This is a genomic window from Nitrosospira sp. CT (assembly GCF_059489795.1).
In genome coordinates this window covers 16,972-35,752 of the sequence record NZ_JCAHZJ010000030.1, presented here as the reverse complement: position 1 = coordinate 35,752, position 18,781 = coordinate 16,972, and the positions used below count along the sequence as shown (strand labels likewise).

The 18,781-nt window shown below is 53.5% G+C and carries 19 protein-coding genes; 8 read left to right on the top strand and 11 right to left on the bottom strand.

All coding sequences use genetic code 11. The annotated features are described in order from the left end of the window. Positions 1–2: 2 nt before the first annotated feature. The 4 genes from AC52W5_RS04810 (at position 3) to AC52W5_RS04795 (ending at position 2,852) form a co-directional block, all read left to right on the top strand. Positions 3–830: an alpha/beta hydrolase gene (locus tag AC52W5_RS04810; protein WP_495670175.1), complete on the top strand. Its 828-nt coding sequence runs from the start codon at positions 3–5 to the stop codon at positions 828–830. Positions 831–832: 2 nt separating this feature from the next. After that, complete coding sequence (locus AC52W5_RS04805) at positions 833–1,495, top strand: glycerophosphodiester phosphodiesterase (RefSeq protein ID WP_495670174.1); 663 nt, start codon at positions 833–835, stop codon at positions 1,493–1,495. 98 nt (positions 1,496–1,593) lie between these two features. Further along, positions 1,594–2,280, top strand: a complete 687-nt coding sequence (locus AC52W5_RS04800) for an SGNH/GDSL hydrolase family protein (protein ID WP_495670173.1) — start codon at positions 1,594–1,596, stop codon at positions 2,278–2,280. Between the two features lie 125 nt (positions 2,281–2,405). Further along, entirely contained in the window at positions 2,406–2,852 is a 447-nt protein-coding gene (locus AC52W5_RS04795; RefSeq protein WP_495670172.1) for a VOC family protein, read from the top strand. A gap of 97 nt (positions 2,853–2,949) precedes the next feature. Here the strand turns inward: AC52W5_RS04795 and AC52W5_RS04790 are convergent, their stop codons facing one another. From AC52W5_RS04790 to AC52W5_RS04770, 5 genes are all read right to left on the bottom strand, one after another. Beyond that, positions 2,950–3,177, bottom strand: coding sequence for a hypothetical protein (locus AC52W5_RS04790; protein WP_107761189.1), 228 nt, complete (start codon positions 3,175–3,177; stop codon positions 2,950–2,952). Between the two features lie 293 nt (positions 3,178–3,470). Next, positions 3,471–3,695 (bottom strand): 50S ribosomal protein L31, encoded by a 225-nt coding sequence (gene rpmE / locus AC52W5_RS04785; RefSeq protein WP_464539743.1) that lies wholly within the window; start codon positions 3,693–3,695, stop codon positions 3,471–3,473. Positions 3,696–3,842: 147 nt separating this feature from the next. Next, on the bottom strand, positions 3,843–5,102 hold the full coding sequence (gene rho, locus AC52W5_RS04780) for a transcription termination factor Rho (protein WP_495670171.1): 1,260 nt from the start codon (positions 5,100–5,102) through the stop codon (positions 3,843–3,845). Positions 5,103–5,259: 157 nt separating this feature from the next. Continuing rightward, entirely contained in the window at positions 5,260–5,583 is a 324-nt protein-coding gene (trxA, locus tag AC52W5_RS04775) for a thioredoxin TrxA (RefSeq protein ID WP_011381389.1), read from the bottom strand. 332 nt (positions 5,584–5,915) lie between these two features. Continuing rightward, positions 5,916–7,613 carry a glutamine--tRNA ligase/YqeY domain fusion protein gene (locus AC52W5_RS04770; protein WP_495670170.1) on the bottom strand — a complete coding sequence of 566 codons (1,698 nt, stop codon included), beginning with the start codon at positions 7,611–7,613 and terminating at the stop codon, positions 5,916–5,918. A gap of 242 nt (positions 7,614–7,855) precedes the next feature. Between AC52W5_RS04770 and AC52W5_RS04765 the strand changes: the two genes are divergently transcribed. The 4 genes from AC52W5_RS04765 (at position 7,856) to hemB (ending at position 11,540) form a co-directional block, all read left to right on the top strand. Next, on the top strand, positions 7,856–8,845 hold the full coding sequence (locus AC52W5_RS04765) for a biotin--[acetyl-CoA-carboxylase] ligase (protein WP_495670169.1): 990 nt from the start codon (positions 7,856–7,858) through the stop codon (positions 8,843–8,845). After that, on the top strand, positions 8,846–9,634 hold the full coding sequence (locus AC52W5_RS04760; protein WP_495670168.1) for a type III pantothenate kinase: 789 nt from the start codon (positions 8,846–8,848) through the stop codon (positions 9,632–9,634). A 33-nt stretch (positions 9,635–9,667) separates the two neighbouring features. Then, complete coding sequence (gene yihA / locus AC52W5_RS04755; RefSeq protein WP_495670167.1) at positions 9,668–10,351, top strand: ribosome biogenesis GTP-binding protein YihA/YsxC; 684 nt, start codon at positions 9,668–9,670, stop codon at positions 10,349–10,351. 184 nt (positions 10,352–10,535) lie between these two features. After that, positions 10,536–11,540 (top strand): porphobilinogen synthase, encoded by a 1,005-nt coding sequence (hemB, locus tag AC52W5_RS04750; protein WP_495670166.1) that lies wholly within the window; start codon positions 10,536–10,538, stop codon positions 11,538–11,540. Positions 11,541–11,598: 58 nt separating this feature from the next. Here hemB and AC52W5_RS04745 read toward each other — a convergent pair whose 3' ends face one another. The 6 genes from AC52W5_RS04745 to epsC form a co-directional block, all read right to left on the bottom strand. Continuing rightward, a complete protein-coding gene (locus AC52W5_RS04745) occupies positions 11,599–13,929 on the bottom strand; it encodes a penicillin-binding protein 1A (RefSeq protein ID WP_495670165.1) in 2,331 nt (776 codons plus the stop codon). A gap of 153 nt (positions 13,930–14,082) precedes the next feature. After that, complete coding sequence (locus tag AC52W5_RS04740; RefSeq protein ID WP_112891897.1) at positions 14,083–14,472, bottom strand: SirB2 family protein; 390 nt, start codon at positions 14,470–14,472, stop codon at positions 14,083–14,085. Positions 14,473–14,474: 2 nt separating this feature from the next. Beyond that, a complete protein-coding gene (locus tag AC52W5_RS04735) occupies positions 14,475–14,957 on the bottom strand; it encodes a hypothetical protein (protein WP_074974718.1) in 483 nt (160 codons plus the stop codon). Between the two features lie 175 nt (positions 14,958–15,132). Then, positions 15,133–16,545 (bottom strand): dihydrolipoyl dehydrogenase, encoded by a 1,413-nt coding sequence (locus AC52W5_RS04730; RefSeq protein ID WP_495670164.1) that lies wholly within the window; start codon positions 16,543–16,545, stop codon positions 15,133–15,135. 177 nt (positions 16,546–16,722) lie between these two features. Further along, positions 16,723–17,436: a tetratricopeptide repeat protein gene (locus AC52W5_RS04725; protein ID WP_495670163.1), complete on the bottom strand. Its 714-nt coding sequence runs from the start codon at positions 17,434–17,436 to the stop codon at positions 16,723–16,725. Between the two features lie 422 nt (positions 17,437–17,858). Beyond that, a complete protein-coding gene (gene epsC / locus AC52W5_RS04720; RefSeq protein ID WP_074974721.1) occupies positions 17,859–18,776 on the bottom strand; it encodes a serine O-acetyltransferase EpsC in 918 nt (305 codons plus the stop codon). Positions 18,777–18,781 lie beyond the last annotated feature (5 nt).

The window sequence follows — 18,781 nt, the reverse complement described above, 5'->3', positions numbered from 1 at the left end:
CCATGCGCATGCTGCTCAGCTTGGTCATCATGGTTGCACTCATCTATGTCGTTTTCGCGGCGCTGATATTCTTCGTCCAGCCCAAACTTGTTTATTACCCTGAAATTGGACGTGGCATCACGGAAACCCCCCATCATTCAGGACTTGTTTACGAGTCTGTCGAACTGGAAACTGGCGATGGCGAAAGGCTACATGGCTGGTTTGTCCCGGCACCTGCTGCGAAAGCAACTGTCCTGTTTTTTCACGGGAATGCCGGAAACATTTCACACCGGATTGGCTATTTGTCGATGTTTTACCGGCTTGGATATAGCACCTTCATTTTCGATTATCGCGGCTACGGCGAAAGTAGCGGCAAACCGACAGAGCAGGGGACATACCGGGATGCTGTTGCTGCATGGCGGTACATAACCGAAAAGAAGGCAATTCCGCCTGCTGATGTTGTGTTGTTCGGGGAATCTTTAGGCGGAGCAATCGCTTCCTGGCTGGCGGCCCGCGAAATACCCGGTGTGCTGGTTCTGGCTTCCGCGTTTACCTCGGTCCCTGACATGGGAGCGCAACTGTATCCCTACCTTCCCATCCGGCGGCTTTCCCGTTTCAAATACAACACCCTCGAGCATTTGAAGGATGTGAGCTGTCCCGTATTCGTCGCGCACAGTCCTCAGGATGAAATTGTGCCGTTCAAGCAAGGGCAGGCCCTGTACGAGGCAGCACGCAATCCAAAGCAATTCGTCGAGCTGCAGGGCGGTCACAATGAGGACTTCATTTACACGAGGGAAGACTGGGCAAATGCTTTGGGTAAATTCATAGATGCGAGCCTGGGAAGACGCTGAATATGCTGATATTGGCGCATCGTGGTTACCACGCCGCAGTTGCGGAAAATACGCTCGAAGCTTTTGAAGCAGCGATAATGGCAGGTGTAAACGGTATCGAGACCGATGTACGCATCAGCCGGGACGGCGTGCCGGTGCTGGTCCATGACAGGGTAATGGCAACCGGACAGGCAGTGTCTGATCTTGCTCATCGCGAAATCGAAGGTGTGTTAGGGCATAAAATACCTACCCTGGATGAGGCGCTTGCGCACTTTCCGGACATACTATGGAATATCGAGATCAAAACCCTGGATCGCTTGTCAACGGTATTCGGTGTTCTGGAAAAGTATCAAACCCGCCATCGTATTATCGTCAGCTCCTTCCGGCATGATCTGATTGCAATCTGCGCATCGTCATTAAAACTCAATTGTGGGCTGTTGGTCGCACACAGGCCGCAAACCCTCGATTCTCTGTTGGCTGATTTCGATAGTGATGGCAACGCCAGGATCAACCATCTGGTTTGGGATTACAATGTGCTGGATGAAGCCTTGCTGATGCAGGCTGCCGCGAATGGCTTTCGTAACTTCGTTTATGGTCCGGTAACCCGGGCTGAGCATGAGGAGTGCCGGCAGCTGGGCGTGGGCGGGGTGATTACGGATTATCCATTGCTTATGCAGGGTGTATAAACAGCGGTGCTGCCAACGCCCCAGTTGTTCTCTTATCACACGAAAATTGAGTGATGCGCCGACGTTTTCTGCAAGCCCTTATGGTCGGAGTCACGGCCATGCCATTGAGTAGAACGATTTCAGCGAAGAACAAGGTATTCACCGTCTTCACGTTTGGGGATTCGATTCTCGACTGCGGGCGTTACAACCAATATGGTGTCCATCCGGGGCAGTTGATCGTTCGCAACAATGATTTCCTGTTTCCAGAGTTCAAGGGGGGCGACCTTATGTCTCAGTCATCCTCGATAACTGCACTGCTGGACCACCGTGCGCGTGATGGCGGCGTGGTTGCCAATCTCTCCTGGCAGGCGCGGGGTATCAAGGCAACCGATCCTGCTGTCGCCCTGGTTACAGTAGGTGGCAACGATCTTCTCACTGGTCTTGCTGCGGACCGAGGGGAGGGCATCGCGTGCTTCCAACAGCAGTTGGATGCTTTTCTGCAAGCGCTTCCGGTACGGCCAGTTCTGCTGGGTACAGTTTACGATCCAACTTTCGGCGATGACTCCCGCAATTTTCTCGCCACCGATGCGCGCATTGCCCGACCCAACTTCAATCGCATTAATGCCGTTATTCGGCAGCTTGCTCCGCGTTATGGAGAGCTCGTCGATGTGCACCGCCATTTCCTCGCGGGTGACCCGTCCTGGTTTACAGGTACTATCGAGCCAAGCTTGCGGGGGGCATCAGAGGTGCGTGCTGTGTTTTTGCCTGCAGTGCTAAGAGTATTCCATGCCGGGCAAAATGCTTAGGCTGGAAGGGGATATCAAAAACGATACACGTGGCATGAAAAAGCAAAAAGAAAATGATAGTCCTAAAATAGACAAGACAAGTAACGATTCCTGTAGCAGAACGTGTATCCATCAGGAGGAAACAGATGAGCGAGAAGGCAAAACCCCACATGGTCGGCATGAACCATGTTGCACTGGAGGTCGGCGATATCGAAGAAGCACTGGCTTTTTATGGCCGCATCTTCACCTTTAAATTACGAGGACGAGGGCAGGGTGCCGCATTTATCGATATGGGAGACCAGTTCATTGCACTGATGGAAGGGCGATCGCAAAGCCCGGACGATGACAGGCATTTCGGCCTTGTGGTTGATGACCGCTCAAATGTGCGCGAACTCGCTGAAGCCGCAGGGGCGACAATACTTGAAGGCGGTTTCCTCGACTTCCTCGACCCTTGGGGTAATCGCATTCAGGTAGTCGAGTATCGCGATATACAATTTACGAAAATCCCCGCGGTGCTGAAATACATGGAACTGGATCTGGAGAAGAGCCAGGATGCAAAGGCAGAGCTGCGAAAAAAAGGAATTGAGACGTAAACTTCGATAGCATAGGAGTTCACAGCCGGATGTGCAGGTTCAGCTTATTCCACGGTTCTCCATGAAGACTCTTCGAAAGGGACCGGAAAAGCGCGGGCTAGAGGATGAAGACGATAAGCTGCCAGCGTGGCGGCCCGAATTCGAAACCGTGGATATGTTCTTCGTGCTCCGGCAGTAACTGTCCTTTCTTTGCAACAATTTCCTGGCCGCAGCCTATGCACCGATAGATACCACTTACCGATGCACTGGTACCAGGCGCACGCTTAACGTTGAAGTCAAAATGGTCGCAGCGAATAAGAAAACTGCTATCCTGGTAAACGGCCATAGTGAAACCCGTTAAAAGAGTAATAATATCTGGCACATAGTGGATGAATTTTCAGTTTTATATCAATTTTATTACTTGTCACCCACCTGATTCTGTTCGCTTTAGCACAAATGCGCTTAACACAGCTTAAAGTATCAAAAGATCGATTTTTGTAAGGCGGATTACCAATAAAACCCGAAGCGGGACTAACAGTTCAGGGGCAGGGGGGAATATGGAAGGCGCAGCTAAACCGTTTCACTGGAAATAAAAAAGGCAGCCAAGAGGCTGCCTTTTCAAAGCTCAGTAACCGCCTATCAAGCCGCCGGTTGCTTTTCCGCTTTTTTGCCGTATTTCTGACGGAACTTCTCGACACGCCCGGCAGTATCGACGATTTTTTGTTTACCTGTATAGAACGGATGACAAACCGAACAAACCTCGATATGCAGGGGTTTGCCCATGGTGGAACGGGTTTGAAAAGTGCTACCGCAACTGCAGGTCACGGTGATTTCCTGGTAATCTGGATGAATGTCTGGTTTCATGAAATGATCCTCAGCTTGCAAATGCTCCCCGCACGATATCTACCTGATTTCGGGGAAAGCCGCGTATTATCCTCCACTCGCAAACGGGATGCAACAAGGCATTCCGGGAGCGGGGAGGCATTCAATGGTTAGGCTGAGTAATATTAATTAGACCCGCCGCATTGAATCGAAGAAATCCGCGTTGTTCTTCGTTGCCTTGATCTTGTCGAGCAGAAATTCCATTGCTTCCATGTCATCCATCGGGTAGAGCAGCTTGCGCAGTACCCAGATTTTCTGCAATACATCGGGCTTGATCAGGAGTTCTTCCCGGCGGGTGCCGGAACGGTTGACGTTGATGGCGGGATAAATACGTTTTTCCGCCATGCGCCGGTCAAGATGGATTTCCATGTTGCCGGTGCCCTTGAATTCCTCATAAATCACATCGTCCATGCGCGAACCGGTGTCGACCAGAGCGGTGGCAATAATGGTGAGAGAGCCACCCTCCTCGATATTGCGCGCCGCGCCAAAAAACCGCTTTGGCCGCTGCAGCGCGTTGGCATCCACACCGCCCGTCAGCACCTTGCCGGAAGCAGGTACCACTGTGTTATAGGCGCGCGCGAGCCGGGTGATCGAGTCCAGCAGGATTACCACGTCCTTCTTGTGTTCCACCAGCCGTTTGGCTTTTTCGATGACCATATCTGCCACCTGCACATGACGTACAGCCGGCTCATCGAAAGTGGAAGAAATCACTTCGCCTCTTACCGACCGGATCATTTCGGTCACTTCTTCGGGCCGCTCGTCTATCAGCAGCACCATCAGCATCACATCTGGGCAATTGGCGGCAATAGCGTGGGCGATGTGCTGAAGCATGACGGTCTTGCCCGATTTGGGACTGGCTACCAGGAGGCCCCGCTGTCCTTTGCCGATGGGGGCAATCAGATCGATGATGCGGCTGGTAACGTTTTCTTCGGCTTTGATCTCGCGTTCGAGCTGCAGTCGCTCTGTGGGAAAGAGCGGGGTGAGATTTTCAAACAGTATTTTGTGCTTGGAATTTTCAGGAGGCTCTCCATTGACCTTATCGACCTTGACCAGCGCAAAATAACGCTCCCCATCCTTGGGCGTCCTTATTTCACCCTCTATCGAATCCCCCGTATGAAGGTTGAAGCGTCGTATCTGGCTGGGTGAGACATAAATGTCATCCGGACCGGCGAGATATGAGGTGTCGGGAGAACGCAAGAAGCCGAAACCATCCTGCAGCACTTCCAGAGTGCCTTCGCCGAAAATGCTTTCGCCTTTCCGTGCCTGATTCTTCAATAATGCGAAAATCAGATCCTGTTTCCGTAGCCGGTTGGCGCCGTCAATTTCATTGGCAATTGCCATCTCCACCAGTTCGGTGACGTGGAAGTTTTTGAGGTCGGATAGATGCATGAACGGAATCCGTGGGTGAAGAAGAGGGACGTAAAGAAAGCGTCAGGAAGCGTTGGGAAAACCGATGGAGCCGAACGAGAATTCGAAGCGGCGAACGTAATTGAACCGGAAACTAACCGGAAAGTTTTCGGAATGCGTTAATTATAACTTAACAGTTTTAGATATGACTGTCAATAAAAGCAGTGAGCTGGGATTTCGATAACGCGCCCACTTTGGTGGCTTCAATATTTCCGTTTTTGAAGAGCATGAGGGTAGGGATACCGCGAATACCATATTTGGGGGGCGTAGCCTGGTTTTCGTCAATATTGAGCTTGGCAACCTTGAGGCGGTCACCATATTCTTTGGCTACCTCGTCCAGGATGGGCGCTATCATCTTGCACGGTCCACACCATTCTGCCCAATAGTCAACCAGTACAGGTACTGTCGATTGCAATACTTCGGTCTCAAAATTTCCGTCAGAAATATGGTGGGTATGACTCATGTGCTTTTCCAAATCGCTCAAATGAAATATGTACGGCTGACGTCCAGTTAATTCTGCAAGGGCAGGGATATATTAATGATACTTGCCACATTGTGATACCAGAAGTGGCAGGGACAGATACAAGAATATCAGGAATTATATTTTTGTTGCTTCGTAGGCCAGCAATTTTCGGCGCTCTGTCATTTTTCAGTATCCTAGCGAAAAAAAACGAGAAAGGGAAGTACCAATTTAAGGGAATCTCGATACAAGCAGTCCATTCAACTGGCGGGGGAGCAAAATCGTACAAATTGGCACCGCCCTGCTCACAGCGGAGGCAGCATATTTATTAGAAATCAACCCGATTTTCCCCACGAATCACGCAGGGTGACCGCGCGATTGAATACGGGTTTTCCCGGTTTTGTTTCCTTCAGGTCTGCGACAAAGTAGCCATGACGCTCGAATTGAAAACGTTCTTCCGGTTGCGCTGCCATGAGCGCGGGTTCGACATACGCTGTAAGGACCTTCTTTGAATCCGGATTCAGAAACGCTTTGTAGTCCTGGCCGCCCGTGTCAAGGTGGGCCTGACTGAACAAGCGATCATAAAGTCGTACTTCGGCTGGTTGCGCATGGGCAGCCGAGAGCCAGTGAATGTTGCCCTTGATCTTGCGCTTATCGGCTCCGGGCGTGCCGCTCTTGCTGTCCGGGTCATAGGTGCAATGGATTTCCAGGATTTCGCCATTGGCGCTTTTTACAACATCCACGCATTTTACGATGTAGGCGTACCGCAATCGTACTTCGCCGCCGGGCGACAGGCGGAAATAGCCTTTGGGAGGATTCTCCATGAAGTCGCTGCGCTCGATGTAGATCGTTTTCGTCAGGGGTACGATGCGGCTTCTCCATTCCGGCTTTTGCGGATGATTTGGGGCAAGGCACTCTTCCCCGGCATTCTCCGGATAGTTATCGATAACGACCTTGAGTGGGTCAAGGATAGCCAGGCGCCGCTGCGCGCGCTCATTCATATCTTCGCGCAGGCAGTCTTCCAGGATGCCCATGTCTATCCATGAATCGGCCTTGCTGACGCCGATGCGTTCTGCAAACAGACGGATGGATTCCGGTGTATAGCCACGTCGCCTTACTCCGGCAAGCGTATTCATGCGGGGGTCATCCCATCCATCCACAAAACCTCCGGTAACCAGTTCGATCAGCTTGCGCTTGCTCATGACGGTGTAGGTGAGATTCAAACGCGCAAATTCGATCTGTTGCGGATGACATGGAACGACATCTGCCAATTGATCCAGTACCCAGTCATAGAGGGGACGGTGATCCTCGAATTCCAGCGTGCACAGCGAGTGCGTGATCCTTTCCAGCGCATCGGATATGCAGTGGGTGTAGTCATACATTGGATAAATACACCATTTGTCACCCGTCCGATGATGGCGGACATGGCGAATCCGGTAAATCACGGGATCGCGCAGGTTGATATTGGGGGAAGTCATATCGATTCTGGCGCGCAGAACGTGAGCGCCGTCAGGAAACTCGCCAGCCTTCATGCAGCGAAAGAGGTCAAGATTTTCCTCGATGGAGCGGTCACGATAGGGACTGTTTTGACCTGCCTCCGTAAGCGTGCCTCGCAGCGTGCGGATTTCCTCGGCAGTAAGGCTGTCCACGTAGGCTTTACCCTGCTTGATGAGGTATTCGGCAAACTCGTAGAGCTTGTCAAAGTAGTCCGACGCATAGTGCAGGTGCTCGCCCCATTCGAAGCCGAGCCATCTTACCGCCTCCATTATTGAATCGACATACTCCTGCTCTTCTTTTTCAGGGTTGGTGTCATCGAAGCGCAGATGGCATATTCCGTTATAGTCCCGCGCCAGACCGAAATTGAGGCAAATGCTTTTGGCATGACCGATGTGGAGGTAACCATTGGGTTCAGGCGGAAAGCGCGTTTCAACCCGTCCATCCCATTTGCCGGTGCGATTGTCTTCTTCGATGATATTGCGTATGAAATTGGATGCGGACGATGTTACATCGCCAGGCGTAGCTTTTTCGTTCAAACTGGACCTCTTGAAAGGGAATTCCTGCTCGTCTTTTCCGGGAACTCATGGGCAAACGGGAACGACGGTCCTGCTCTCTCCCGTTCGTTTGTACTTGCCCGGCCGCTCATTATAGTTGAATAACGTATCCAGCCAAATTCGACCAGGTACGCCCACTGATTTTCTTCCTGCATTTCTTCTGCTGTGAGCGAGAATGCGCGTAGCAAAGTTCCATTTCCATTTATTTGCACTACACTGATTACATGAATCCACTCGCCTTTTCCATTCTCCGGCTGCTGAGCGATAATGAATTTCATTCAGGTCCGGCTATTGCCGAAGCCTTGGGGGTTTCCCGCGCCAGCGTATCGAACGCACTCCGCGACGTGGATGAAGCCGGATTGACCATCCATAAAATCAAGGGGCGTGGCTACCGCCTGCTCGACCAGGTGCAATGGCTGGAACGAAATACCATTCTTGACCATCTCGGCGATCAGGCAGACAAGTTCAATCTGGAAATACTCGATACGATCGATTCCACAAACAGCCTTTTACTGCATGAGGCGGACAACCGGTTGAGCCTGGGTGAAGGGCTCATTCATGCGGTAGCAGCCGAGCTGCAAACGAAGGGGCGTGGGCGAAGAGGACGGCAATGGCACTCTGGTCTGGGAGTCGGTCTCGCGTTTTCCGTGCTATGGCGGTTTCAGCAAAGCGCAAGCTTCCTTTCGGGTTTGAGCCTCGCCATAGGAGTTGCAATAGTACGTGCGCTCGAATCCTCGGGGACACAAGGAGCTGTACTCAAATGGCCAAACGATGTCATGTTCAATTTCTGTAAACTGGCAGGCATACTGATAGAACTGCATGGCGATATGCTCGGTCCCACCGTCGCTGTAATCGGCGTAGGCATGAACCTGAAGTTGTCCGACAGCATTCAGGCGCGGATAGACCAGGGCGCAACGGATATTTTTTCCATCAGTGGAGAAATGCCGGATCGCAATAAATTGCTGGCTGAATTGTTGCTGAATATTGCTCGAGTATTGAGAGAATTTGAGCAATCGGGTTTTGCGCCGTTCAAGGAGGAATGGGTTGATCATCATGTATGTGAAGGCAAAGCTGTCACCCTTAAGCTGCCTGACGGGTCGGGCCAGGAGGGGATGGTGCACGGGGTATCGGATAGCGGAGCGTTGTTGCTGCAAACGTCACTGGGTCTTCGCAGTTTCAGCGGCGGCGAGATATCGCTGCGCAGGACAGCATAAATGAAACCGCTTCTGCTGGCGGTGGATTCCGGCAACACACGCGTGAAATGGGGCCTGCACGATGGCCGCAACTGGCTCATGCAGGGGGTCGCGGCGCAGGGCGACAAAGCGCGGCTCGAGCGGGAATGGAGGAATCTGCATGAACCTTCACGGGTAGTGATATCCAATGTCGCCAACATCCAGACCAAGACCAGCCTGTCGGAGCTACTGGCGCGGTGGAAAGCAGAGCCGCAATGGATTACTGCCGCTCCCTATCAATGCGGTGTCCGCAACTATTACTCCAACCCTGCGCAGCTTGGCAGTGATCGCTGGGCGGCGCTCGTGGCAGCGTGGGTGCTGGAACGGCAGGGGTGTCTGGTAGTCGACGCGGGAACTGCCATGACGGTAGATGCTCTTTCCGACACAGGTGAATTTCTCGGGGGAATCATTACCCCTGGCATCGATCTGATGCAGAAGATACCGGTGGAGAACCTTGGATCACTGGAATCGGGGGACGGAAAATTCTGCGATTATCCTGACAGCACCGCCGATGCGCTCTATAGTGGTGCGTTGCACGCGATGGGGGGCGCAATAGAACGCATGGCGGCCTTGCTTGCCGGTACCCTCGGTCGCATGCCTGAGTGCATTCTCAGCGGCGGTGCCGCGCAGCAGTTGCAGCCCCGGCTTAACGTGAACGTAAAAGTAATGGATAATCTCGTTCTGCAAGGCCTGCTGGCCATTGCCCGGGAGACTTCAGAAACAGCTTCGGGAGGAGCCGCGGCTTCCCCGGAAGATTCCATCGGAAATTGATCTGCTTTTGCGTCCCGCGGACGTAGACTGGATATGTCCGTTTTTCAGAACGCAACCTTTTATACTACCGTCAACGAGCTGCGCGACCTGCCTGTGCCTGTTGGGGTCGAGATAGCCTTCGCCGGTCGCTCGAACGCGGGCAAGTCCAGTGCGATCAACGCTCTGGCAAACCGTAATCGTCTCGCTTTCGTCAGTAAAACACCGGGACGCACCCAGCATCTGAATTTTTTCCAGCTGGGAAACGACAGATTCCTGGTGGATCTGCCTGGCTATGGTTATGCCAAAGTGCCAGCGGAAGTCCGTCGGCATTGGGAGCGCCTCCTCGGCACTTACCTTCAGACGAGGCAATCGCTTCGCGGTATGGTGCTTATCATGGATATACGGCATCCTTTAACACCGCTGGATCGGCAAATGCTTGCGTGGTTTGCGCCAACGAAGAAAGCGGTGCATGTGCTGCTTACCAAATCGGACAAGCTTACGAGGCAGCAGGGGCAGAAAGTTCTCAAAACCGTGCTGGGTTTTTTACATGAATCTTATCCACAATGCAGCGTGCAATTGTTTTCCAGCACAAGCAGAGAAGGTGTTGAGGAGGCGTCTGCCTTGCTTGATACATGGTTCGGATCAGGGATCGACCCGGAGACCGAGGTGATCGGAGAAGCTCGCGTGCCGGGAAGCAATAAGGGAAATATGCCGGAAAACACCGAACGCCAGAAATAAAAAACCCCCGGTTAAAGGGGAATAAAACCGGGGGTAAACTACCTTAATAGGGATTAAGGTACCCGCTCAGGGAGGAAAAGCGGGAGACAAATAAACAACGTCTGCCAGTAAGATATAAAATCCACTCACAAGTTCCCGGATTTTTGATTTTTTATCAGATTTTTTCTTTTTTTGCAGAATTATCATGCCAATCATTAATCAATTTCCCCAAAAAAGAATGCGCCGCATGCGCCGCGATGAATTTTCCCGCCGCCTGATACGTGAGAATCAGTTACATGCGGATGACCTGATCTATCCGGTATTCGTGCTGGATGGTGAAAAACGTGAGGAAAAAGTTCCGTCCATGCCCGGCGTTGTGCGACAAAGCCTGGATGTTCTGCTATCCCGTGCCGAAAAATGCCTGGAACTGGGAATCCCGGCCCTGGCTATCTTTCCGGTCATCGACGCGGGGCTGAAAAATGAAACTGCCTCCGAGGCGCTCAATCCCTCTGGCCTGGTACCACGGGTAGTAAGCGCGTTGAAAGCACGCTTTCCCGAACTGGGTATCATTACCGACATCGCCCTCGACCCATACACGAGTCATGGACAGGATGGATTGATCGATGACAGCGGTTATGTGATGAACGAGGAAACGGTGGCCGTTTTGACTCAACAGGCTCTGGTGCATGCAGAGGCGGGCGCTGACGTGGTTGCGCCGTCGGACATGATGGATGGGCGCATAGGCGCAATTCGCACTGCATTGGAGAAGCGGGGCTTCATTCATACCCGTATCCTTGCTTATTCCGCAAAATATGCCTCCAGTTTTTATGGCCCCTTTCGCGATGCGGTGGGCTCGGCTGCCAATCTGGGTGCTGGAAACAAATACACCTATCAGATGGACCCTGCCAACTCAGATGAAGCATTATGGGAAGTGGGGCTGGATCTGGAGGAAGGTGCGGATATGGTCATGATCAAGCCAGGGCTGCCTTATCTCGACATCGTCCGGCGCATCAAGGAGCGCTTTAGAGCGCCCACCTTCGTTTATCAGGTGAGCGGCGAGTATGCGATGCTGAAAGCAGCCGGGCAAAACGGCTGGCTGGATGAAAAGGCCTGTGTGCTTGAAGCGCTGCTTGCCTGCAAGCGCGCAGGCGCCGACGGCATTCTGACATACTACGCCACCGAAGTGGCTGAATGGCTGAGGCAGCGCTGAACGGCTAGAGGAGAGCTGAAACAGGACGAACAGGCAGGAAGCAGGAATCGCACGAATTCTAATTCGACAGAAAGTCGTTTATGATGTCTTCCACCGACCTGATCGTGATATCTATCGGATCCTCCTCTTCGGGAGGGAGTTGCTCCTCCATGAAGTATTCCTCCAGCGTCGCGCCGGCGCCCCTCAGGCCGGTTTCTGGATTGATCCTGGCGGTTGTGATACCACTCGGAGGGGAATAGGAGGCGACCGGTACACCTTTCAACGCCTTGTCCATATAATTCATCCATATGGGGAGTGCCGCCCGACCGCCGGTTTCATTGTCTCCCATCGATTTCGGGTTATCGAAACCGATCCAGGCAATGGCGACCAGATCGGGCTGATATCCGCAGAACCAGGCGTCGACATAATTACTGGTAGTACCGGTTTTACCAGCCAGATCGTTACGGCCCAACTGTTTTGCTCTGGTTGCGGTTCCGCGCTGCACCACATCCCGCATCATGCTGGACATGAGAAAGGCATTGCGTGGATCGATAATCTGCTTGGCGTTTTCACCTGCCAGCAGGGGCTTCGGTTGCTCCACGATATTGCCGTTGACATCCTCTACGCGTTGTATGAGATAGGGGGATATCAGAAATCCGCCGTTGGCGAATGCAGCGTAACCTACCGCCATCTGCATCGGGGTGACTGAACCTGCGCCGAGCGCCATCGCAAGGTAGGCTGGGTGTTGCTTGGGATCAAAACCGAAGCGTGCCACGTAATCCTGCGCGTACTGCACGTCGATTGCCTGCAGAATGCGAATGGATACTAGATTCTTTGACCTCGCCAGTGCTTCACGCATGCGCAACGGCCCCTCATAGCGGTCCCCGAAATTTCGAGGATCCCACTGATCGCTCCCGGTCTCTTCAGCCGTAAACGAAAGCGGAGCATCATTGATGACAGTGGCCGGTGTGAAGCCCTTTTCCAGAGATGCGGAATAAATGAATGGCTTGAAGCTGGAGCCAGGCTGGCGCCATGCCTGAGTAACATGGTTGAACTGGTTGCGGTTGAAATCAAACCCTCCCACCATGGCCCGGATTGCCCCATCGTGGGGATTAATGGCGACCAGTGAAGCCTCTACTTGCGGCAGTTGTGTAATCTCCCAAGCGCCTTTTTCGTTTTTGTGGACACGAATCAGGGATCCGGATCGAATAACCTGCTGGTTGGCAGCAGGTTTGGTAGGCAGAAATTGCTGCGCGAATTTGAGCCCGTCACCCTTGATTTCGATGATCTCGCCGCCTTTGCGGTACGCCTTGACCCGCTTCGGGCTGGCCTCCAGTGCCACTGCAGCAAGAAGGCCATCGCTGTCAGTGACTTCCTGCAAGGCTTCCTCGAGTATTTCTTCTCGCTTCAAGTCCCCCGCCGGCAGCTTTATGACTGCTTCCGGGCCGCGATAACCGTGCCGGTTGTCATAGTCCAGCACGCCTTGGCGTACTGCATTATAAGCGGCTTCCTGGTCGAGAAAACGGATAGTGGTATAGACCTTGTAACCTCTCGTGTACGCATCCTCGTGGTGGCGCTGATACATGGCCTGGCGCGCCATTTCTGCGACGTAATCCGCCCGCAGAGCGTATTCCTGCGATTCCCGCCTGATTTGCAGCGGTTGTTTTTCCGCTTGTTCGAACTCCTCGTTCGGAATGTAGCCCAGATCACGCATGCGCCGGAGCACATATACCTGCCGCGCTCTCGCGCGTTGCGGATTGACGACCGGATTGAAGCGCGAAGGCGCTTTGGGGAGTCCCGCGAGCATCGCGGCTTCCGCCAGATTGATCCTGTTCAGGCTTTTACCGAAGTAAACCTGCGCGGCAGCGGCAAAACCGTACGAACGCTGACCTAGATAAATCTGGTTGAAGTAGAGTTCGAGAATCTGGTCCTTGCTTAAACTGTGTTCGATCTTGAACGCAAGCAGAGCTTCGCTGAATTTACGGTTCAGTGTTTTTTCCTTTGTCAGGAAAAAATTTCGTGCCACCTGCATCGTGATGGTGCTGGCACCCTGACGCAAGCCGCCGGAGGTGAAATTGGAATAAGCAGCACGCAATATACCAGTGTAGTCTACCCCGCCATGCTGATAAAACCGGTCGTCTTCGGCAGCCAGAATTGCCTGCTTCAGTCGCAGCGGAACTGAATCGATTTTGACAACCTGGCGTCGTTCTTCTCCAAACTCGCCGATCAGGATGCCCTCCGCGCTATATACGCGTAACGGTACCTTGGGCCGATAGTCTGTTAAAGCATCGAGCGAGGGTAAGGCACGGATGGTTACCAATGCTGCGAAACCGAAAACCAGGGCACCGATGACACTCAATGCAAAAAGCGCGGCCAAAGGGTAAGCCCACCACCGCCACCGCGCTAGCATGTGAGTAGGTTCTTGCAGAGGAAGGTTAAGACAGGCATGGGCATTCTATAAAAATAACACTACGTTTATGTAAGACACAGCAATCGCTCGGAGAGCGTCGGCAGGGCATTTTGAAAGATTTTTCGGAAAATGCAAGGCCCGCGATCCAGTTTCTTACGAGATGGGGGAAAAAACTGCGGGATTTTTTGTCAGGGCGACCAGTACGATGTAAATAAATACGAATTGGGCTGCGACACATGCGAATATTTTTGCCTTGCGCGTTTTTCCAAATCTTAGCGCCGTCATGCCCAGACCGATATACAGCAGCAGCCCGACGACCTTGGCGCTGAGCCAGGAGTCATGTATCGGATCCTGTTGAATACGGATAGCCAGCGCAACAGCACTCGCAAGCAGTACTGTATCCACTATATGCGGTGTAATTTTTACCCAGCGCCGTTTCAAGCCAGCAGTTCCCTGGATCATCCAGATGCTGCGCAATGAAAACAAAAGATAGCTTATTATAACGCTGCCGACATGGATCATTTTTATTGCTGCATAACTCATGCCTATCCTCCCTGCAGCATCCAGCCGTGGCTGCCGGCCACTGCCCCGGCAACGGTAACGAGACTTAAACTCAGCAATATCCAGTGCATCCGCTGCGCCAGTGCGAAAGCCTTCGCAGGATCGCGTTGAGACATTTTTGCCTTCTGCCTGCGAAATACCAGGGGCTCCACTATAAAGAGCATCAAGGTGAAGATCAGCCACACAGCAACCATGGCGTGCATCCACCAGAAGGGAAGCTCAGTAAAACGGTGCCAGGCATCGAGAACATGAACCATGTAGAAGCCGCTCAGCCCCACGATCAGTGTGGTCCAGCGCGCCTGCGGAGCAAAGCGGTTTTCGATGTGGCTGAAAAATTCCGTCCGCTCGGTTGCGGATTTCATTTTCGCCATAATGGGAAACAGCACCGCTGTCACCATGGCGACACCTCCGATCCACAGCACAACTCCCAGCACATGCAGCACTCTGGCAAATGCGAATTCATTCATCAAGTTTTCCCTTCGGCTATTCCCGAGCTAAGACTTCCTGTGTAAATATTAAGTTCTGGCATTGACTGCATTTGTACGCTTTCGATATCCGTTCTGGTATCCTCGAACTTCATGCCGGAGTTCCGGAAATATGCTGATGAAATATCGAAATCCGCGGCGTAACGTCCGTGTTGCATCAATCCAGCGCCTGTGCACCGAACGCCTCACAGCCTGCAAGGTCGGATTCGCGGCAGCGGGGAAGTTGTTTCGAGAGCTCGCGTAATGCAGTCCGCAGACCTTCTTCCAGGACGGGATGATAAAAGGGCATGCGCAGCATGTCATGCACGGTGAGTGAGCGGCCGATCGCCAGTGCCAGCAGGTGCGCCATGTGCTCCGCATCGGGACTGCACATTTCAGCTCCAAGGAGCCTGCCGCTGACCGATTCGGCGTAAATGCGCAGAATGCCGTCGTTACGTTGCGCCATGCGCGCCCGGCTCTGGCGTTCGAAACGCACCTCTCCTGCCAATGTTCCGCTGGCGAGAGAGGCATGTTTTTTACCGACGATGGCTATGCCAGGATCGGTAAACACGATCGCAAGCGGTGTGCGACGCTCAAAGCGAATGGGAGCAGGGTGGGTGGCATTGATTCCTGCAATGTGGCCCTCGTCCGCTGCCTCGTGCAATAGAGGTCTCATGCCGCTCACATCCCCTGCCATGAAAACCGGCAGGTCTGCTATCTGCATGGTATGGGGATCAACAGGGGGCAGCCCTCTTTCATTCAACTGGATGCCTAGCGTCTCCAGTCCCAGATTCTCGATATTAGGCCTGCGGCCCAGACTGGCAAGAACAGCATCGACCGCGGTTTCCTGTGTCCCGGCACGCACCCGCATATCTCCATCAGCTACCCGGAGATCTGCCTGCTTGCCCAGATGTATCCTGAACTCGTCTGCAAGAAGCTCTGCCGCAACCGCATTGACTTTTGGATCGCTCAAACCGGCGACGGTGTCGCTTTTACTGAATGCCGTTACCTCGATTCCCAGCCGCGCGAGCGCTTGAGCCATTTCCACGCCCACCGCCCCCAGGCCTATGACTGCTACACGATCGGGAAGTGTTTTCTGTTCGAATAACGTGTCAGTCGTCAGGATCTGCCTGTCGAGTGCAAGCCAGGGAGAAGGTACAAACGGTCTGGAACCAGTGGCAATGATAATGTTCCGAGCGCGCAATTCCTGCCCGTTTACCTCGAGCCTTCCTGTTTCAAGAAGGCGCGCACGCCCGGAAATAGCTTGCTCTCCCAGCACTTCCGTCGCCTTCAGCGTACTGGCGACAAAGTCATCCCGCAGTCGGCGCACCCGTCGCAGGACAGCTGCAATATCCGGCGTGAGGCAATCTGCTCCATGGATTCCGAATTCCTCAAAGGATGTGCGGCGATGGAACGCCTTTGCAGCCTCAATCAGTGCCTTGGAAGGCATGCATCCGACACGCGCGCAGACTGTCCCCCAGGGACCATCGTTGATAATGGCGAAATTGTCAGTTCGCTTCTTTACTTCCCTGAGAGCGGCCAATCCTGCGGTACCCGCGCCGATGATAATAACGTCGAAAGTTTCACTCATGAGGATTTCCTCTTCATCAGGAATGTTGGACGAATTTTCATGTTTTCATGAGATGAGGTGTTCCTCCTTGACTTGGCAATCGAACTGCGAGAATCATTTATCCAGGATAGCTCCCCTGGCAGTCAGTTGTTCTGGTGAAGGGAAGGACGTGCTATTCAGCGACGCGTGGTTTAGCAGCTATTGTTTACGCCGGGGAGGTGCTGATTCAACCCGGTCAGCCTCTTTTCCGCTTTCCGGTCCGGTCCGTGCCGCCAGCCACTCGCGGGAAATCTTCTGTGCCTGTGCCAGTTGCTTGCTGCTTAGCGCGCGCATGACTTCATCCCTGGCTGCCATGGCCTGCTGGACGCCGGCGGCGGCCGCAAGATTCAACCATACGTAGCTTTGCACATGGTCCGTAGGGAGACCGTATCCATTGCGATAGATGAGGCCTAGCTCATATTGTGCGGGCCCGTAGCCTTGCTCTGCGGCCAGTTGGAGCCATTTTGCAGCTTCGGCAAAGTCCTGGAGGGCGCCGTTCCCCGTCAGGTACAGCAGCCCGAGCTTATACTGGGAATCCGCGTCTCCGTTAATCGCCGCCTCCTGATATAGCCGAACGGTAAAACTATGATCCTCCACGGGATTTCGCGCAGGAGCGGAAGGGGTGATGCTTCCGGACGACTGGTTGATGTCATGAGTTCTGCGCGTCCCCGGTGCCGGGCCGAGGAGCGCTTCCTGGCTATTCTGCGGTTTGCTGGCCGCGGGGGTAACAGGATTCTCGGTTCCAGTTTCCGCGGCGGGTCCCGCATAGGGATCAGCCATGTTGTGCTCTATGATCAGCCAGACCGTTGTAATCAGCAATGCGCCGATGAACAGCGCTCCCCCCAATGCAAGAAAGGCATTGGAATTTTTCACCCAGAAGCGCTCCTTGCATTGCCGGCAACGTACGGGTCGAAGGAACAGCATCCCCAATGTTCGCTCGCCGGGACGCACGCGCGAATGGTGCGTTCTTTCGCTCCCGCACTTGATGCATTTTGGGTACATGATATCGGGTAGGGTGGCTGTCCTGCTTGAGGAACTCATTGCGGTGTTTGTACCTGTTTTTTTTCCACAAGTCTAAATATTGCCTGTACGGGCGTCAACCACCGAAACCGTGGTATAGCGGAGCTGACTCCGCGGAGTTGTTTTTCCGGAATAGAAAACCGGGCAAGATCGAAGTGCTTCAGCATTTGCAGTCCGACAGCTTTCCGCAACGAAGCCTGAGCCCGGATATTTCACGCATTACGGGATGATGGCGAGGTGTTTTGCGAGCAGATTTGCGTAGCCCGCAGCCTGGACTAGATGCCAGCACCGCCATCGAACACCTCGTTACGTGTCTGCGCCTGGGAAATGACGCTGCCAGGAGGCACACTGCGGGTGAGCCATACATTCCCGCCAATGGTCGAGCCTCGGCCGATAGTGATGCGTCCCAGGATCGTCGCGCCAGCGTAGATGACGACATCATTTTCGACGATAGGATGACGCAAATTGCCTTTTACCAGAGCCCCATGCTCATCCACTGGAAAGCGCTTGGCGCCGAGGGTGACAGCCTGGTACAGGCGCACATGTTCGCCGATGATGGCGGTCTCGCCGATAACCACACCTGTGCCATGGTCTATGAAGAAGAATCCGCCGATTTGCGCACCGGGATGGATTTCGATGCCGGTGGAAGAATGAGCAATTTCAGAAATCATTCTGGCGATCAATGGCGCGCCCAGCCGGTGCAACTCATGCGCCAGCCTGTAATAGGTAATGGCGGTAATTCCGGGATAGCATACCAGAACCTCATCCACGCTTCGTGCAGCCGGGTCTCCTTCATAGGCTGCCTGAATGTCGCTTTCAAGCAAACTGCGTATATGCGGCAGCCTTTGGGCAAAGGCTTGCGTAATTCCCGCTGCCCGCTCTCTTTCAGAATTGCCTGTCGCGTCCGCATCACTAGCAAAGCGCAGTTCACGGCGCACCTGCACCATCAATTCCCGCAGCGTTACATCGAGCGTGTGGCCTACATAATAATCGACGCTTTCATTGGTGAGATCGGGCATTCCCAGACGATTGGGAAACAACACGGCTCCCAGTCCATCCGCAATGCCGACCAGCACCTTGCGGGAAGGAAGCTTGGGGGGCCTGTCGCGTCTCTGCCGGTTTTCCAGGGATTTGAGCCGCAGTGCGCGCAATTCGGACACTACGCCGCCAATTTCCAGCCCTGTTCGTTTCAATCAGA